We start from the raw sequence: 19,651 nt of genomic DNA, 5'->3' as shown, positions 1-19,651 counted from the left end.
CCAAATTTTACGTTTATGTTGGAAATTAAAGAGATTCTAATATCTACACCATCAAATATTGCGGCTTTCGATCTGTATAGCTGTAACGCATAGTTTTCTGCGTCTTCAAGAGTATTTTCAGCTTCTCATTTACAAGAAGCTGTTGCCGTGGAATGGCTTTATGTCAACCATCAAATGTCTCATTTTGTAACAAGCGACTTTCAGACTAAAAATTTCAGACTAAAAATTCAAGGCTAATGCTTCTTGCTTGACAAATATCACTCGTTTCTGACGGGTGACAATCTGAAATTTTGTCTCTTCAACACATCTCAAACATATTTATTTATGACTTCTCAATGGCTCGGTCAAAAATCGATGAACGCTCTAGTGAGCAGCTTGCTCAATCTGAGAAACCGTCATTTGTTTATTTGCGATCTTGTTATTTTCTCCATCACCCCAATACTGGGATTAATTTTGCGTTTAGATGGCAATCTTGCTTTAGAACCATATGCTTCAGATTTAGCAGCAGTCACAATACTATTTTTAACAGTGAAACTAGGTGTATTTTGGAACTGTGGTTTTTACCGACGTTACTGGCGCTATGCGAGTGTTGAAGAACTCTCTTTTCTAGCCATGTTGATGGCAGCTGCAGTAATCATACAAACTTTAATTTTTTACGTTGTCTACTATATATATCATCATACTGTAGACAATCTGCCACATTCGCTGCCATTTCTAGATGGATTGCTTTCATGTCTCTTTATAGGGGCTTTGCGTTTTAGTATGAGGGCGTTGGAAAGTGTTAACTCACGTACATTTAACTCAGAAAAACGAGTGTTGGTTATTGGTGCGGGTAGTGCGGGGGTTTCTTTAGTTCAAGAAATGCAAAGAAATCCTCAACTGGGTTTTCATCCTGTGGCTTTCATTGACGATAATCCTCGAAAATTTCATGCACGAATTCGCGGTATTCCTGTTGTTGGCGATCGCCATCGCATTGCTGATGTTGTAAAATCTCACAATATTGATAAAGTTATCATAGCCATGCCTACAGTTTCAGGACAAGTCATTCGAGAAATTGTAGACATTTGCAAAGCCAGTGAAATACAACCGAGTACTCTACCAGGGATACATGAAATTCTCAACGGGCGCGTGCGAGTCGATAGCATTCGGGATGTGCGAATTGAGGATTTGCTCAGACGCGATCCCATAGAAACGGATATTGTAGAAGTTTCACGATTTCTTAGAGACAAGAAAGTGCTGATTACAGGGGCGGGTGGATCGATTGGCAGTGAATTGTGCCGTCAAATCTTTAGATGCCGTCCTGCTGAAATCATACTGATAGGACACGGAGAAAATTCTGTATTCAATATTCAGCAAGAACTCGAACAGTTTGTTCAAGGTTTGAAAAAAAATTGTGTCTCTCAAATAGAAATTCCCTGTGTTTCTACCTTTATTGCTGATATCCGCTTTCGAGATAGGCTGAAATACGCTTTTGAGCAATTCCAACCTGATGTGATTTTTCATGCGGCTGCACACAAACACGTTCCTCTCATGGAATTAAATTCACCAGAAGCAATTACTAACAACGTACTTGGAACAAAAAATTTGCTGGATCTGGCTTTGCAGTATGACGTGAAACACTTTGTGATGATTTCTACGGATAAGGCAGTCAATCCAACCAATATTATGGGGGCAAGTAAGCGAGTTGCTGAAATGCTAGTCTTGCAAGCTGCCAGAGAAAGTGGCAAACCTTTTGTTGCAGTGCGTTTTGGTAATGTTTTGGGTAGTCGTGGAAGTGTTGTACCAACGTTTAAAAAGCAAATTGCTGCGGGTGGTCCGGTTACGGTGACTCATCCTGATATCTGTCGTTATTTTATGACTATCCCAGAGGCTGTTCAACTTGTTTTACAGGCTGCAATTCTTGGTCATGGAGGTGAGGTGTTAATGCTGAATATGGGCGAACCTGTGAAAATTGTGGACTTGGCAAAGGAATTGATTCGTCTTTCTGGATATGAGGTGAATAAGGATATTGATATTGTGTTTACAGGTTTGCGTCCGGGAGAAAAGTTGTTTGAAGAGTTGTTTGTTCCTGGAGAGGAGTATGAGAATACGGAACACGAAAATTTATTTGTTGTGAAGAATGCTAGTCGCATTATTTCTAAGAATTTGAATTGTCTCATAAATGCTTTGTGTCAAGCTGCTTATCAGAATGATTGTCATACTATCAAATTGTTGCTTGAAGAACTTGTTCCTGGATATGGCTCGAATTCTTTGAGGAGTTATACGCCTTTGGGTAATAAGTGGGGTGTTACGGTTCCAGAAAGTTTTCATGGGTTAGGAAGTTTAAAACCGCTCTAACTCAGTTGATAAGAAAAATGGTTCGTAGTTGCGCTTGAGCGCTTGCATCGCAACTACAAACTTATTTGAATTATGAATTTTTCTTTTTGAACCGCAGAGGACGCAGAGGACGCAGAGGAAAAAGAGAGTGCAGGTTTTCGTTACAAAGGGAGGAATGATGAGTGTTGAGTTGGGGTTGCATAATATTTTTCAAAGGTTTGATTCTCTGTCTGTGGGGGATGGGAAGAATATTTCTTATTTTAAGAAGTTAGCGAGGTCTTTTATTAGAAGAAGATGTGAGTGGTGTATTGGGATTTATGTGGGTGAATCTCTGTTTGATTTTGGTTCGCCTAATGGGATGAGTAATCCGGTTTTGACTGCAAAGGATGTTACGGATGTACCAGCCCTCTTTGTTGCTGACCCTTTTATGGTTTGCGATCGCAATACTTGGTATATGTTTTTTGAGGTGTTAAATGGTCGGGATAATCAGGGGGATATAGGTTTAGCGACGAGTGATGATGGTTTTAAGTGGCATTATCGGCAAATTGTCCTTGATGAACCTTTTCATTTGTCTTATCCGTATGTTTTTAAAGTGGATACGGATTACTATATGATTCCGGAAAGTTATGAGGCAAATTCTGTTCGGTTGTATAAGGCGGTAAATTTTCCGACTCAATGGTCTTTTGTGAAAACTTTACTGGATGGTTCTGATTATGTAGATTCTTCTATTTTTTATTACAACGATATGTGGTGGCTGTTTACTACTTCGTTTAAGGGGAATATCTTGTGTCTTTACTATGCTAGTGAGTTAATGGGTAATTGGATTGCACATCCTCGTAGTCCTGTTATTCAAGAAAATTTTAATATCGCTAGACCGGGGGGTAGAGTTGTTATCTCTGATGGAAGAATTTTTCGATATACTCAAGATGTTGAGGGTTTTTACGGCAATCAAGTTCGAGTTTTTGAAATTACTGAACTGACTACAAAAAGTTATCAGGAAGTTGCAGTTACACACAATTCCATCCTTAAAGCTAGCGGTCATGGTTGGAATAAAATTGGAATGCACAACATTGATCCCCATCAAACTGAAAACGGTCAATGGCTAGCTTGTGTGGATGGATATCGTATAGTTTTTGTTTTTGGGTTTGGCAATCGTTATAACTTTATTTGGAGATATTAGGTAGGAAAACAATGGCTCTTCTGAGACAAGAAATTATCTCAATAGCAGAAGTTTGGTTTGATGAAGAACTTCAAGATACGAGTTGTGTAGATTTGGTTTACTATCTTCAAAGAACAAATCCTATAGAGACATTTGAATGTCAGGAATTTTATACAATTTTAATTGATTTAACCAAAAGTGAGGATGAGCTTTGGAAAAAGATCGAGCGTAATAATAGATATAAGATTAGACAGGCATCTCAAAAGGATAAAGTTATTTATCAGTTTTGGGATTGCGATCGCGTGGATGCTAAACTAGTGAATGAGTTTTCAGATACCTACGACAGTTTTGCTTTAGAAAAAGGTCTAAGCAAACTCAAAAGAACTCGGCTACTGCAATATGCAGAGGCTAGCATTTTAAATATTTCCGCAGTCAAATTACCCGATAATCGTCCATTAGTTTGGCACGTTTATTATCGGGGGAAAAACCGAGTTCGTCTTTTGCATTCTGCATCGCTTAAGAAAAACAGTGAGGTGTCGCCTCAAATCATCGGACGTGCAAATCGCTATCTTCACTGGCAAGATATTTTGAACTTTCAAAATTTGGGAATGACTGCTTATGATTTAGGAGGATGGTATGCAGGAAACACAGACCAAGAAAGGCTAAATATCAATAAATTCAAAGAAGAATTTGGTGGTGACATCGTGAAGAATTTCAACCAGAGTTATGCCACTACGATGAAAGGCAAGTTATATTTACTCGCACGAAAAATGAAGGGGTTATAAGTTATAAAATGCAACACCACAAGCCACTCACACTAGGTCGAAATTTCTCTTGGACTTTTGCAGGTAATCTTGTCTATGCAGCTTGCCAGTGGTGCATTTTGGTGGCATTGGCAAAACTTGGCACGCCAGAAATGGTGGGGCAGTTTACCTTGGGGCTGGCGGTGACTGCACCAATCCTACTGTTTGCAAATTTACAGTTGCGGGCGGTTCAGGTGACAGATGCCAAACACCAGTATCTTTTCAGCGACTACTTGGGACTAAGGTTGCTAACTACAACTTTGGCGCTTGTGACGGTGGTGTTAGTAACTTTAATTGCCGGATATCGTTGGGAGACATCTATTATTATCTTGGTGATTGGTTTGGCTAAGGGGTTGGAGTCTTTTAGCGATGTGATTTACGGACTTATTCAGCAAAACGAACGGATGGATTATATTGCTATTTCTTTGATGCTGAGAGGTTTGCTGTCACTGATATTGTTAAGTGCTGGTGTATACCTTACTGGGAGTGTAATGTGGGGGGCGGTAGGTTTGGCTGTTGGGTGGGCTGTAGTTTTGGTTGTTTACGACATCCGCAATGCTGTTTTGATTCTGAATAATTCCGTGGCATTGCAACCGCGTTGGAGGTTTACAACATTATTACAGTTAGTTTGGCTTGCCCTACCACTCGGTTTTGTGATGATGCTGATTTCTCTAAACACAAACATCCCTCGTTACATTATTGAGCAATATTTGGGTGAACGGGAACTGGGCGTGTTTGCTGCTATGGCTTATCTGACAGTGGTGGGGGGTATGGTGGTCAATGCACTTGGTGAATCAGCTAGCGCACGATTGGCAAAATATTATGCAGATGAAGATGGTGCAGCTTTTTGGAAACTCCTTCTTAAGTTAGTCGCGATCGGTTTTTTACTTGGTGTATCTGGTGTTGTAGTAGCTGTTGTTATGGGTCGGGAAATCCTAACACTCCTCTACCAGTCTGAGTATGCTTTGCAAGCAGATGTTTTTGTTTGGTTGATGCTGGCTGCGGGCATAGGATATGTCAGTTCTTTTTTGGGGAGTGGAGTGACTGCAACAAGACAATTTGACCAATTTCCTATTCCTTTTTTGGTTGCAACTATCATGACTGCAGGGTTTTCGTGGTTGCTTATACCGAGATATTCTCTTGTCGGGGCGGCTTGGGCTGCTTGTGCATCTGCTTTCTTTAGCTGTGCTATGACAATTTTTATTCTTTTTTCTATTGAGCGAAAGAAACAAAAACGGACTTTGTAAAGGTTGTTATGGGGGTGGATATGAAACCGCAGATGAACGCTGATGAACGCAGACAATTATTGATTACTAGTCATCGGTCACTGGGTACTGACAAAATTCGTATCCTTCATGTTCTTGGAGGGATGGATAGGGGTGGTGTTGAAACTTGGCTTATGGAGATTTTAAGGCATATCGATCGCGATCGCTACCTGATGGATTTTGTAGTTCATAAAACGGAACCTGGTGCTTATGATGAGGAGGTTCTTAGTTTTGGCAGTCGGATTGTTCCTTGTCTTTATCCGTCTCGCCCTTGGGCTTATGCCTTGAATTTTCAACGTATTCTACGTGAGTTTGGGCCTTATGACATTGTTCACAGTCACGTCCATCACTTTAGTGGTTATGTTCTTCGTCTTGCAAAGTATGCTGGCGTACCGATTCGGATTGCTCACACTCATACAGATACTGTTTCTAGCGAACAGAGGGGAGGGTTTTATCGACGTCTGTATTTCCATTTCATGAAGTCTTCGATTAATCGCTTTGCAACAGTTGGTTTGGGGAGTAGTTATCAGGCGCTAGCAGCATTGTTTGATTCGGATTGCAATTGCGATCCGCGTTGGCAGGTAGTTAATTATGGATTGGATTTGAGTCCATTTCAAGGGCGGATCGATCGCGATCTGGTGCGTGCTGAGTTGGGTATACCAGCTGATGCTTTTGTTATCGGTCATGTTGGTCGCTTTTTAGCGGTGAAAAATCATACGTTTATTTTGGATATTGCTGCGGAGGTTATTCAACAAGAACCAAAAATGTACCTCTTGCTTGTGGGTGATGGGTTGCTGCGCCCAAATATGGAGCAAAAAGCCGTGCAATTGGGTTTAGGCGATCGTGTGATTTTTGCGGGTTTAAGGTCTGATATACCACGACTCATGCGTGGTGCTATGGATGTTTTTCTCTTTCCTTCCTTGTACGAAGGATTGGGAAATGTCCGACTTGAAGCACAGGCAGCGGGGCTTCCCAGTGTTATTTCTGATGTTGTACCAGAACAAGGAGATGTTGTTCTACCTTTGGTGAAAAGAGTTTCTTTATCTTTGCCTGCTTTTGCATGGGCTGAGGCGCTTTTGCTGCACAGAGATGCGGTTTCTAGAGTCAGTCCGTCAGATGCATTAGCACAAATGGCAAATAGTCAATTCAATATTAAGACAGCAGTAAAACAGTTAGAGAATATCTATTTAAGCCAATTAATTGGTTTGTAGTTGCGCTGTCTTCGCATGCATCGTAACTACAAACTAATTTGAATTATGAATTTTCTTTTTAAACCGCAAAGGCGCAAAGAACACAAAGAAAGAGAAAGAGAAGAATGGATTTTTATATAGGGAAGAAAGCATGATATGAACGAACAAAATCTTCAGGCGCGATCGCGTAATGATAGTGTTATTTTTGCTATCTTTATTTGTCTTCTAACTTTGGTCTTTTTCTTTCAGACTTCCGAGCAATTCTTACATTGGTTTGTTATTCCGGTGACGTTATGTGGAATCTTAATTTCTATTGATGCTATTGAATGGTTCCGGGGTCGATTAGATATTTTTTCTCCTATCGGTATCCTGGGTTTATTGGGTTTTCATTTTTTCTTTTTAGCGCCTTTACTTCATGTTGGTTGGGATAAATGGTTTGATGGTATTACACCTCCTAACGATTGGCGACCTTGGTTGGGCGGAATGGCAATTCTTAATTTTTTGGGTTTGTTAATGTATCGCTTCTCTAGGGAGATTTATTTAAAGCCTGCTAAGCGACAGCTAACACAGACGATTTGGATAATAAATAAGCAGCATTTTGCTTTTGTTCTTGGTTTTGCTCTCACTCTTTGTGGTGTCTTGCAGTTACTGGTTTACAAACAATATGGAGGGCTTGCAGGATATATTAATGCTTTCGCCGATCGAGAAAGTCAGGCTGGGGTAGGTCAGGGCTGGCTACTGATGATTTGTGAAAGTTTCCCAATTATAGCAATGATGGGGTTTACAGTCTATGCACGCAATAAGAAATATTTGAAAAATTGGCGCGTACTACTCATCATTTTGATTGTATTTTTTGGATTAAAATTACTTTTTGGCGGGTTGCGAGGGAGTCGGAGTAATACAGTTTGGGCGCTGTTATGGGCTGTGGGTATGATTCATTTCTGGATTCGACCCATTAATAAAAAGCAAATTGGTGTTGTTCTTGTCTTTGTGTTATTTTTCATGTTCTTTTATGGTTTTTTAAAATCAGGAGGACTTGAAGGACTTCAAGTCGCTTTTCAAGGACAGGAAGCACGACAAGAGTATATAGAAGACAAAGGTCGAACTTGGGATAATCTCATATTAGGAGATTTAAGCAGAAGCGATTTACACGCTTTTATGCTCTACAGAATTATGCGCCATGATAGTGACTATCAGTTGGCGTGGGGGAGAACATATTTTGCTGCATTCAGCATCCTAATACCCAAACCCCTATGGCCTTTGCCTGAAAAGCCATATAACAAGTCTCAAGAAGGAACAGATTTACAATATGGAATGGGTTCTTATGCACCTGAAGACTTTGTATCCTCTAAAGTTTACGGGTTGGCTGGAGAAACTATGCTAAACTTTGGACCTTTTGCTATTCCGTTTGCTTTTATATTATTTGGGATTGTTGTTGGAAATATTGAACGTTGGTTTCAGACTTTATCTACTTTAGATACACGTTGGCTCATGTTACCAATGCTTGCCAATTTTAACTTTGTTGTTCTTGTTGGAGACTTAGATAATATCATCTTTTTTCTAGTCACAGTGGGTGCAGTTCCTTTTTTAGTCCTGCTTTTGAGTTCTACAAAAATTGTGAATAAAGATAGTAGAGTGCAACTCAGTTCCGGTAAAGCTTTTTCAATCCCCAATCCCCAATCCAAAATCTAAAATCCAAAATCTAAATAGTATATGCGTGTATTAGTTACCAGCAGTGCTCGTTTTGCCATTATTAATGATGGAACAATATGGACTTCCGATCCATCTGTGTCTTACCAGTTTTGGTCTCGATATCTAGACGTATATGATAAAGTTCATCTGCTAGTACGTGCAACAGCACATGACGTACCACAGCTAGGATGGAAAATGGCATCGGGACCTGGAATTGAGCCAGTACCGCTACCGGATTATCGCGGTGTGTGGCAGTATGCCAAAAATTATCATTGCATCCAACAGATTGTCAATGAAGCTATAGCCAATGCAGAAGCCGTACATTTGCGAGTACCTTGTGAAATTGGTGGAATGGTTAGAAATTCTCTAGAACGTTCAAGACCTTATGGTGTGGAGGTGATAGGCGATCCATATGATGTTTTTGCATCTGGTGCTTATAAACATCCCTTGCGTCCAGTTTTTCGTTGGTGGTTTACGAGACAATTGCAACATCAATGCAAACAAGCCACAGCTGCTGCTTATGTTACACAAGAAGCCCTGCAACGTCGATATCCTCCTAATGCTAAGGCATTTTCTACTCATTTTTCCAGTATTCATTTGCCAACTTCAGACTTTGTCACTACACCACGACTACCTCGTCAAACAAAAGCGTACACTCTCGTATCCGTAGGTACATTAGCTCAACTCTATAAAGCTCCAGATATACTTATTGATGCGATCGCAATTTGCGTTCAACAAGGATTAGACATGCGATTGGTTTGGGTAGGAGATGGCAAATACAAGCAAGAACTCGAAGCAAGAACTCAAATGAGAGGCTTAAGCAAGCGAGTCAGTTTTTGCGGTCAATTGCACAGTAGAGATGAAGTTATTAAGCAGTTAGACCAAGCCGATCTTTTCGTTTTGCCATCTCGACAAGAAGGCTTACCCAGAGCCACAATTGAGGCGATGGCGCGAGGTGTACCTTGCATTGGTTCCTCTATAGGGGGCTTCCGCGAACTACTACTTCCAGAGGAAATGGTACCTCCCAATGATGTAGCCCGTCTAGCAGGCAAAATTTCGGAAATTTTAGCAGACCCACAACGCATGGCTATTATGTCAGCCCGCAATTTAGAAAAAGCCCAAAGTTACAGAGATGATATCCTACGCCAGCGTCGTATTAAATTTTATCAGTATGTACGCGATCGGACACAAGAATGGCTGAGCTATCGATCTTACCCTCAACCTGAAATCACCCTCCTCTAATTCTTCTTCATCTGCGTTTATCCGCGTTCATCTGCGGTTTATATTTAAACAAGAGCAAAAACAATGTCCAAAAACATTAAACTACTCCACATTACTACCGTACCTGAATCATTCAACTTTTTTAAAGGACAAATAGGCTATATGAAGGCACGAGGAGTTGAAATTCACGCCCTATCTTCTCCTGGAGACCTTTTAACAGAGTTCGGCAAGCGCGAGCAAGTACTTACATATGGAGTCGCAATGCAACGACGCATTACCCCATTAAAAGATATTCAATCTATATTTCAAATTTGGCAGCACATACAACGCATCGGTCCTCATATAGTTCATACTCACACTCCTAAAGGTGGTTTGTTAGGAACAATCGCTGCTTGGTTTGCAGGAGTACCTGTTCGTGTTTACCATATTCATGGTTTGCCAATGATGACTGCTAAAGGTTACAAGCGCTTATTACTGACCTGGAGTGAAAAAATTTCTTGTTTGCTAGCACACCAAATCATTAGCGTTAGTCACTCAATTAGTAAAGTCGCCGTCACCGAAGGTCTTTGTCCACCAGAAAAAATAACAGTTTTATTAAAGGGTAGCTACAACGGTGTAGATATGTTAGGTTCCTTTAACCCTGCAAATTTACCTCCCAATACCCGTCAAGAAACACGTAAAAATTACGGTATTCCAGAAGATGCTGTCGTTGTTGGGTTTGTTGGTCGCCTGACCCGTGATAAAGGCGTAGAAGAATTAGCAGGGGCATGGCAAATCTTGCGAGAAGAATTTCCCAACCTGCATTTACTTGTTGTTGGCTATTTTGAACCCCAAGATCCAATATCTACAGAGGTGAAAAAGCGACTCGCAAGCGATCCGCGCATCCATATGACAGGAAGGATGAGTTATATCCCACCATTCTATGCTGCAATGGACATCTTGATTTTACCAACTTATCGAGAAGGATTAGGTGAAGTTCTTCTAGAAGCATCAGCAATGAAATTACCTATAGTTGCCACTGATATTCCAGGCTGTGTGGATGCTGTAGAAAATGGCTACACGGGACTGCTGGTACCGCCTTATGATATTGAGGCATTAGCAGGGCAAATTCGGAAATATATACAAAATCCTAAATTACGCTATCAACATGGAAACGCAGGGCGCGATCGCATTTTACAAGAATTCCGTCAAGAACCCATTTGGGAAGGCCTATACCAACAGTATTTAAAACTTTTACCTCCCGATTCTGTACCAGGTATCGAAGAAGAGATGATACTGCTTCATTCCAAACTTTTTTAGGAAACAGAGGATAGATCGATGACTACCAAATATTTATCAGGTACTTATTTCTCCACAAATAGCAAAATTATTAAGTCTTTACTCGACAAAGTTGTTGCAGCGATTGCATTACTAATTCTCTCACCACTGATGTTGATATTAGCAATCGCCATCTACATTCAGATAGGTCACCCAATTTTCTTTGCCCAACCCCGTCCAGGTAAAAATGCTCGTATTTTTACCTTCTATAAATTTCGGACAATGACAAACCATCGTGATGAAAAAGGCAATCTTCTTCCTGATGAAAAACGCCTAACAGCATTTGGGCAATTTCTCCGGAAAAGCAGTCTAGACGAACTTCCTCAACTATGGAATGTCCTCAAAGGAGACATGAGTTTTGTCGGTCCCCGCCCGTTATTAGTAAGATACTTAGACCGCTATACACCCGAACAAGCACGCCGCCATGAAGTCAAACCAGGTATCACAGGGTTAGCACAAATTAAAGGTCGTAATGCTATCAGTTGGGAAGAAAAATTTAAACTTGATGTTTGGTACGTAGATAATTGGAGTTTATGGCTGGACTTAAAAATTCTTTATCTAACAGTCTTTAAAGTTTTGCAGCAAGAAGGAATCAACCAACAAGGCTACATTTCATCAGCAGAATTTCGAGGTCAGTTAAATTCCACAATCAGTAAATAGAGTTAAGCGATCGCCCCCCTCTTTACGGACTCTGCACCTTTGTGGTTAAAAAAATTTATTGAACTGCAGAAGATGCAGAGGACACAGAGAAAAGAGAAATAATACTACCAAATTTTCTTCTTCGCGACGAGTGCAACTTTACTGGAGACGACAATATTTATGCAAAACTTTACCACATTTATCACATATCTAGTAATAACTACAGTTTTATGGCTCAGTAGTATACTACCAACCGTATCATCAAAACCGATAAGAACAGTTATAGACAATGAAAGAGGATTGTACTACGTATTTCCCCACGATAAAGACTGGACAAAAGTTGGTGCTTACATAGGTTTACCTCATTATAATGATATTTTCTCTGCCATGAATCCTGAAGCTATTAAAGGTATTCATGGGCGTTTTCAACACTTCCATTCTTTGGATGAAGATGACTATGTTTACTTTCCATATGCTGAGTTAAAAAGATATGAGCTAGATGAGTTAGCCCAACGCCGTCCTCCTCTTTGGATAACAGCAACTTATCAAGGAAAGAAAAAACCTGTTATTTTTGAATGGCAGTCAAAAGAAAAAGCACAAGCAGTTAATATTGGCGATCGACGCTACATTGATTTTTTTATTAAAAACTATGTCCGTAACAGACTTCAAAAAGGCTCATATCAAAATTTGTGGGTGGGATTAGACAATTGTGCTTTTATCTACAATCTTTATGGAGTCTTTGATGACAAAAATAATTATACTAACAAAATAAAATGGGATAAGCCATTCCCTCAAAATGATAGAGAATTTGTACAAGCCGTTCAATACTTTTTTAAACGTTTAAAAGAACTTGCACCAGATATTAAAACGATTTGTAATGAAGGAAGCATCTCTGACGAGAACCAGTATCCAGAAATCTTTGCTCATACTGATGGAGTACTACTCGAAAATTTTCTTGGCGAAATTTATGATTCTGATAGCGATTTAACAAGGTTAAGAACTTATCATTCTTACAGGCGAATGAAAAATTTTTCAGCTAACAAAGTACAGATATATCAACCTAACACGCGGAACAAAGATGAACTTATTCGCAATATGTATGTTGCTTATTTAATTTTTGCTGGGGAGAACCGTTTTTACAGTGGAGATGATGGTCACAGTCTGGAAATCGATCCAAAACGTTATGCGAAAATCAAGAATTTACTAGGCAATTCTGTAACTCCACCACAAGACAAACAAGAACTAGGTAAAAGTGAAGGATATCGTCTTTATTGGAGATTTTTTGAGGGAGGAATTGCCTTTTTTAATTTAACAGGAAGAACTCAGATGATAAATTTAAAACCAAGTCAGGAATACTTTGATGAAAATGGAAATTCTATCAAAAATATCTCTATTAAAGATAAAGAAGCAAAGTATGTTCTTTTCACTACTGGAAATCGAACTGCAAAACCTTTATTTTATCCAATCAGAGCAACAACTGTGGCTGATTCAGTTTTTGTTAACATCAGCACAACAACACCAGATGCATCTATTCGATACACTCTTGATGGTAGTGAACCCAGTCAAAAATCTCTACTCTATACCGCTCCTATTAAACTCACTAAAAGTACAGTATTGAAAGCTAAAGCTTTTGGCTCAAATTTACAGGAAAGTTTTGTTTCTACAACTTTTTATAGTATTACAGATAAACAACCATCTGTAGAATTTTATCTTAGTAGAAATATCGGTAGTGAATTTCTTAAAGCTGATTATCCGTTAGTATCGCTCAGCCATCTTTCAGCAAAACCTATAACAGTTAATTATTCTGTTACAGGTGGAACAGCTACAAGCAATGAAGATTATAAGTTACTTTCTGGAACTCTCACCTTTTTACCTGGAGAAAAGTATAAGTATTTTTCTATTGATATTAGAAATGATAGAAAAATTGAAAAAAATGAAACTATCAAAGTTTCACTTTTATCATCTAAAAATGCAGAGTTAGGAAATCACAACGTGTATACATATACAATTCAAGATAACGATAAACCCTCTTTCTATAAAACTGAGTTGATTACCAAGAATATCACCCAATACTGCTCGTATAAGAATTTTTTTTGGGCAAACTCGTGGGGGAACCGAACAAATGTCTGTAAATGTTGGGTTTCGTTCCTCAACCCAACCTACGTGCTTTCATATTTTTACGCTTAACCGACAAGTATTGGAATATCACCTATCCTTCTTGATTGCTTGTCCAGAAATTTTGTTTTTGAAGTATCTACTCAATGAAGTTAGGAAGAAAGCTATGGAAAGTAAAATTATTAATTTATCCAGTGACTTATGGATGGAAATCCTGAAAACACTCCCACATGATATTTATCACGAACCGGAATATATATATGTCGATGCTATTAGAACTAACACAATACCAGAAGCTATTTTAATAACTCAAGATGATAAGATATTCTTTTTGCCTTATTTACTACGCTATTGCTCTCCAGAGGAACAAGAACTTTTTGATGTCGTCTCTCCTTATGGATATCCCGGAATTTTGTTAAATGAAGCAGCAATGCATTCACCCCAGTTTTTAAATCAAGCACTTGAAGAGTTAAAGAATGTATTTTTTTATAAAAATGTATGCTCGGTATTTTTGCGAATTCACCCAATTCTCAATCAAGGTTTAGACAAGCTTTTGCCTGTTCATATTTGCAAAGTTCATGGTGAAACTATTTCTATAAATTTAGAGCTTTCTGAAGTAGAAATATGGCAACAAACGCGCAATAGCGATCGCACGAGAATTAGTAAGTGCAAACGTGCAGGTATGGTGGCTAAAATGGTTCCATTTATGGATTACATTGATGAGTTTATTGAAATTTATGAAGAAACCATGCATCGCGTGGAGGCTAAAAGCTCCTATTACTTTGATTATAGCTATTATTTAAATTTGGCAATTTTGGGTAAAAAAATTCATTTATGTATTGTGGAATGGGAAGGAGAAGTCACTTGTGCGGGGTTGTTTACAGAATGCTGTGGTATTGTACAATACCATCTTTCAGGAACAAGAAATCGGTTTTTGAAACAAGCACCAAGCAAACTCATGTTAGATTATGTGAGATTTTGGGCTAAAGAACGAGGCAATAAAGTTTTCCACTTGGGAGGTGGAGTAGGAAGTTCTCAAGATAGCCTTTATGAGTTTAAATCAGGTTTTTCCAAACAAAGACACAATTTTTTAACCATGCGCCTGATTGTGAATGACAAAAAATATCTGGCTCTAGTTAATTTCCAAGCAAAAATACTAGATACAGAACCGGAAAAACTACTCGTTAATGGTTTTTTCCCTGCATATCGTTGCACAGCTATCAATTAGTTACGAGGGACATAGAGATGATAAAACCTATTTTACTTTCAACACCCCACATGGGCGATCGCGAACTAGAATTTGTAAAAGAGGCGTTTGAAACAAACTGGATTGCTCCCGTAGGACCCCATATAGATGCTTTCGAGCACGAATTTTGTCAAGCGACTGGTGCGCGTCATGCAGCTGCTGTCAGTTCTGGAACAGCAGCACTTCATTTAGCGTTAAGATTAGTCGGCGTTGAACGTGGCGATGAAGTTTTTTGTTCGACGCTCACATTTATTGCGACTGCTAACCCAATAACGTATTTAGGAGCAAAACCAGTCTTCATCGATAGCGATCTTATGACTTGGAACATGAATCCCGATTTATTATGGGAATCATTGGAACGCCGTTCGAGACGGGGTAAATTACCCAAAGCAGTCATTCTAGTGCATCTCTACGGTCAAAGTGCAGATATCGATCCCATTCTGGAAATTTGCTCTCATTACGAAATTCCTTTAATAGAAGATGCGGCTGAATCCTTAGGAGCAACTTACAAAGGTCGAGCAACGGGGACTTTTGGGCGCATTGGCATATACTCGTTCAACGGGAATAAAATTATTACTACTTCTGGTGGTGGAATGTTAGTTTCTGACGACGAAAAACTTATAGCCAAAGCCCGTTTTCTTGCAACCCAAGCACGAGATTTAGCTCCTCATTACCAACACTCGGAAATAGGATATAATTATCGCCTCAGTAATATATTAGCGGGAATTGGTCGGGGTCAATTGCGTGTTTTAAATGACCGAATAGCAGCCAGACGGCGGAACTATGAGATTTACGCTGCTGCGTTGGAAAATTTACCAGGAATCGAATTCATGCCGGAAGCTGATTTTGGACGTGCCACGCGATGGTTAACGTGTTTAACTATTGATCCAGAAGCATTTGGTGCAGATCGGGAACAGGTTCGATTGGCACTTGCCAAACAGCAGATAGAAACTCGTCCTGTATGGAAGCCCCTGCATCTACAACCTGTATTTGCTAAAAGTAAATGTATTGACGGTGTGATTGCTGAATATTTATTTACACGCGGTTTGTGCTTGCCTTCTGGATCTAATCTTACAATAGAGGACTTGGAGAGAGTAATTTCTGCGATCGAGTCTGTACATAACTGTCAATCCCGTGTCTCTCGTTCTCACGCGGAGCCTGGGAACGAGGTGGGGTATCTTAAAAGTACTCTCTCGTTCCCAGGTTCTATCTGGAAATGCAGCAGAGCAGGCTCCGCCGAGCGTGTGGGGTAAATCACGAGGCAGAGCCTCGCGTAAGGCATTCCCAGGCTGAGCCTGGGAACGAGGTGGGGACGGAGCCTGGGAACGAGGTGGGGGATCTGGGCACTAATTACTTGATTGAAAGTAGAGATTAAGTTATGGAATTACAAGAATCTTCTTTTATACTTGATAAATATTGGCATATAACCAAACGCCATTGGCTAAATATTTTAACAGTATTTATTCCAGTTTTTATCATATTTACATCTGCTTCGTTGTTGCTCAAAAAGCCATTTTATGAAGCTGAAGGAAAGCTAATTTTTGAAAGAACAAATACTATTTCTTCTCTTACAGGAGTAGGCGCAGAAATAGGAAAGTTAGAGTCAGTAGTTCAGGAGAAAAGCAACCCTCTCAGTACAGAGGCAGAAATTATACGTTCTATCCCTATTGTTAAAAAAGTTATTAATCAACTGAACTTACAAGGGAAGAACGGGCAACCTCTAAAATATAAGGATTTTTTGAAAAATTTGACTGTAAATGATATTCAAAGAACCGATATACTCAAGGTGTCCTACATGGATACTAATCCTGTAAGGGCTGCACGAGTTGTTAATGCTTTGATGGAGAATTACTTAGATCAGAATATTTTTGCTCATAGAACTCAAGCAGCAGTTGCTCGTAAGTTTTTGGAAAAACAGGTTCCCAATGCAGAATTAATTGTCCAGAGAGCAGAAGCTGAACTGCGTGAGTTCAAAGAAAAAAACAAAGTTGTTGCTCTAGGAGAAGAAGCTACTAAAGCAGTAGAAGTGATTGCTGAGTTGCACAAACAACGCGGAAATACTGAATCTGAAATTGCCAATCTTGATTCTCAGGCTGAAACAATTCGCCAACAGTTAAGCATGAATCTGAAAAAGGCAGTGACTACGACTTCTCTCAGCCAGTCTCCTGGGGTACAGGATATTCTCAAAGAAGTTCAGCAAACCGAGTCTCAACTTGCAGTGAGGCGAACTGTTCTTCAAGAAGAACATCCCGAAATCCAAAATTTAGAAAACAAGTTAGCTGTCTTACAACAAATACTGCAGAGGCGAACAAAACAAGTTGCAGGAAGAACACCAATAAATCAAAATGATAATCTTCAAGTAGGAGTATTGCAGCAACAACTCTCTGCTAAATTAGCAGAATTAGAGTCAAATTATCAAGGGTTGAGTCAGAAATTATCAGCTTTAAACAAGTTAGAAACAATTTACAGAGAACGGCTCAAAAATTTACCTCAACTAGAACAGCAACAACGCGAAGCAGAACGTAACTTACAAGTCGCGCAATCGACTTATTTACTTCTTCAACAAAAGCTGCAAGAGAGTAGAATTGCTGAAAATCAAAACATAGGTAATGCTAGGATGGCGTCTGCAGCAGAAATTCCAGACGAACCTGTGTCTTCTAGAACTCTTGTCTATGTGAGTGCTGCTTTAGTGGCTAGCATAGCTTCTCTAGCGACGATTTATCTCTTGGAAGCAACAGATAAATCGATTAAAACCGTTGATGAAGCAAAGCAGTTATTGGGATTAACTTTATTGGGGGTTATTCCTTCGTTTTATAAGTCGAAAACATTGCCTCGCAGTTATCAAGAGTTAGAATTACAAACACACCAACTTGTAGTTAGGGATATTCCTCGCTCATATCTTAGTGAGGCTTTCCGAATGTTGCGGGCAAATTTAAAATTTGTAAGTGCTGATAAAGAAATTAAAGTCATAGTTGTGACTAGCTCTATACCTAAAGAAGGGAAATCAACAGTGGCTGCTAATTTAGCCATAGCTATGGCTCAAATGGAACGAAAAGTTTTACTTATAGATGGAGATTTACACCGTCCGGTTCAGCAGCAAATTTGGGGGTTACCTAATAGCAAAGGGCTAAGCAATGTGATTGTGGGACAGGCTGATATTAAGACAGCGATCGCAAAAGTTATGGATAATTTATATGTTCTCACTTCTGGAGTTGTACCTCCTTCTCCAGCATCTCTCCTTGATTCAAAACGCATGGCTAGTTTGATTGACATTTTTGCATCACAGTACGACTTTGTCATCATTGATGCTCCATCCTTAACTGTTGCTGCGGATGCGATCGCATTAGGTCAAATGGCTGATGGTGTTTTATTTGTGGTTCGACCTGGGGTTGTTGATGCTACCAATGCCATCTTTGCTAAAGAACTTTTGGAAAAATCAGGACAGAATGTTTTGGGACAGGTGGTGAATGGCGTAACTTCCAACAATGAACGCTATAGCTACTACTTCACCAAAGAATACAGTTCTGACACTCAGGTCATTGGAAATCGGGTATCAATGAATTTACGTAGTTAAGAACTAACACGTATGTAGCGGTTCTTAGTTGGCTGCAAGAACCGCGATCGCTATCTTGTACCCCATTATGCGATTGCAACCGGAGTGCTAAGGACTGTGAGACACAGGAAGAGAACAAGCAAGAGAACACAGATTTTGACCAGTATATAAATGATGCTATTGGGATATGGAGTTATGTGCATAATGTTGTACCTCCATTTTTCACGTCAGTGACTGCTTAGAAATTAGGTTGAAGGCAAGAAACTCTTTTTAACTCTCTTTATAAAGCAAAAACTTGAGGAACTTGTGAGGAAACTAGAGGTAAAAATGGCATCACCGCAGTTAAGCTAATTGTCTTAGTGCGTATTGCCAGAGATGCTGCAATAGTTACCAAACTAACAGCAAGGTTAAGAGGGACTGCTTGTCGTGCTTCGTATCCTAAAACACCTGCAAGTACTGGCAAACGAAACTCAGCACCACCCAAACCAATTAAACCTCCTACCACACCAATTGGTATGGCATAGGTAAAAGCCAAGCGAGAAAGGCGTTTTTGAAAGATGGCACCCAAAAAAGCTATATTTTTGCCCATTTGTGCTTGTTCGTCTTTTTGCTTAGTTTACCAGTTATAGCAGTTCTCACTTGAATGAAGTACACATTTATCTGCGTTCATCTGCGACAGCGGCGCTTCTTTAATTATTTGATGTATTGCACCCAATTGAAAACCGCTATATCTACTTGGTTTGAATCTAACCAAAATAAACTGAAAGTACTAGCAATTGATAATGGCAAAGGTTCAATTTCTCCTACATCTGAATTCCTGATGAAAAATGCTCGATATCAACCTTTGTCTCGCCCGCTCTTTATGTAAAATATATGGAATCATACAATACTTGGTCTGCGGTTAATCTAGATTTGGAATAGGTGTCTACCTTTCTACTTCTATAAATCGATCGCGGACTATCTTTATCTATGAACAAACAATTCATGTCACGATAAATCTATCAAGTACATCAGAAAAATTACTGATTTTTTTCCTAATTTAACCCAATCTTAATCAAAAGAAAAAGTAATTTTAACTTTAATCTAGGATTCTAATATTTGAAGGCAAACATTCTAAAAATTCATTGAATGGAGA

The 19,651-nt window shown here is 39.4% G+C and carries 14 protein-coding genes; 13 read left to right on the top strand and 1 reads right to left on the bottom strand.

The features are described 5' to 3' along the window. Positions 1-324 precede the first annotated feature (324 nt). The 13 genes from F7734_RS47770 (at position 325) to F7734_RS47710 (ending at position 18,537) form a co-directional block, all read left to right on the top strand. Entirely contained in the window at positions 325-2,337 is a 2,013-nt protein-coding gene (locus F7734_RS47770) for a nucleoside-diphosphate sugar epimerase/dehydratase (protein WP_155751360.1), read from the top strand. 127 nt (positions 2,338-2,464) lie between these two features. Further along, a complete protein-coding gene (locus F7734_RS47765; protein ID WP_347566412.1) occupies positions 2,465-3,496 on the top strand; it encodes a hypothetical protein in 1,032 nt (343 codons plus the stop codon). A gap of 11 nt (positions 3,497-3,507) precedes the next feature. Then, the gene (locus F7734_RS47760) at positions 3,508-4,260 is read left to right on the top strand and encodes a hypothetical protein (protein ID WP_155751359.1); all 753 of its coding nucleotides are present in this window, start codon (positions 3,508-3,510) and stop codon (positions 4,258-4,260) included. A gap of 8 nt (positions 4,261-4,268) precedes the next feature. Next, positions 4,269-5,525 (top strand): oligosaccharide flippase family protein, encoded by a 1,257-nt coding sequence (locus F7734_RS47755; RefSeq protein ID WP_155751358.1) that lies wholly within the window; start codon positions 4,269-4,271, stop codon positions 5,523-5,525. Positions 5,526-5,545: 20 nt separating this feature from the next. Beyond that, on the top strand, positions 5,546-6,754 hold the full coding sequence (locus F7734_RS47750) for a glycosyltransferase (RefSeq protein WP_243147471.1): 1,209 nt from the start codon (positions 5,546-5,548) through the stop codon (positions 6,752-6,754). Positions 6,755-6,889: 135 nt separating this feature from the next. Then, positions 6,890-8,425 (top strand): hypothetical protein, encoded by a 1,536-nt coding sequence (locus F7734_RS47745; RefSeq protein WP_155751357.1) that lies wholly within the window; start codon positions 6,890-6,892, stop codon positions 8,423-8,425. Positions 8,426-8,446: 21 nt separating this feature from the next. Further along, on the top strand, positions 8,447-9,667 hold the full coding sequence (locus tag F7734_RS47740) for a glycosyltransferase (protein WP_155751356.1): 1,221 nt from the start codon (positions 8,447-8,449) through the stop codon (positions 9,665-9,667). Positions 9,668-9,730: 63 nt separating this feature from the next. Then, positions 9,731-10,945: a glycosyltransferase family 4 protein gene (locus F7734_RS47735; RefSeq protein WP_155751355.1), complete on the top strand. Its 1,215-nt coding sequence runs from the start codon at positions 9,731-9,733 to the stop codon at positions 10,943-10,945. 18 nt (positions 10,946-10,963) lie between these two features. Then, positions 10,964-11,623 carry a sugar transferase gene (locus F7734_RS47730; protein WP_155751354.1) on the top strand — a complete coding sequence of 220 codons (660 nt, stop codon included), beginning with the start codon at positions 10,964-10,966 and terminating at the stop codon, positions 11,621-11,623. Positions 11,624-11,782: 159 nt separating this feature from the next. Next, complete coding sequence (locus tag F7734_RS47725) at positions 11,783-13,789, top strand: chitobiase/beta-hexosaminidase C-terminal domain-containing protein (protein ID WP_155751353.1); 2,007 nt, start codon at positions 11,783-11,785, stop codon at positions 13,787-13,789. Beyond that, positions 13,725-14,945, top strand: coding sequence for a FemAB family protein (locus tag F7734_RS47720; protein WP_347566411.1), 1,221 nt, complete (start codon positions 13,725-13,727; stop codon positions 14,943-14,945). Before F7734_RS47725 ends, F7734_RS47720 begins: the two co-directional genes overlap by 65 nt. 17 nt (positions 14,946-14,962) lie before the next feature. Beyond that, positions 14,963-16,216: a DegT/DnrJ/EryC1/StrS family aminotransferase gene (locus F7734_RS47715; RefSeq protein WP_155751352.1), complete on the top strand. Its 1,254-nt coding sequence runs from the start codon at positions 14,963-14,965 to the stop codon at positions 16,214-16,216. A 125-nt stretch (positions 16,217-16,341) separates the two neighbouring features. Further along, complete coding sequence (locus F7734_RS47710; RefSeq protein ID WP_155751351.1) at positions 16,342-18,537, top strand: polysaccharide biosynthesis tyrosine autokinase; 2,196 nt, start codon at positions 16,342-16,344, stop codon at positions 18,535-18,537. Between the two features lie 259 nt (positions 18,538-18,796). On the opposite strand, the gene F7734_RS47705 is transcribed toward F7734_RS47710, so the two are convergent. Next, the gene (locus F7734_RS47705; protein ID WP_243147470.1) at positions 18,797-19,105 is read right to left on the bottom strand and encodes a hypothetical protein; all 309 of its coding nucleotides are present in this window, start codon (positions 19,103-19,105) and stop codon (positions 18,797-18,799) included. Positions 19,106-19,651 lie beyond the last annotated feature (546 nt).

This window comes from Scytonema sp. UIC 10036, from assembly GCF_009725235.1.
This window is presented reverse-complemented; position numbering and strand designations above follow the sequence as displayed.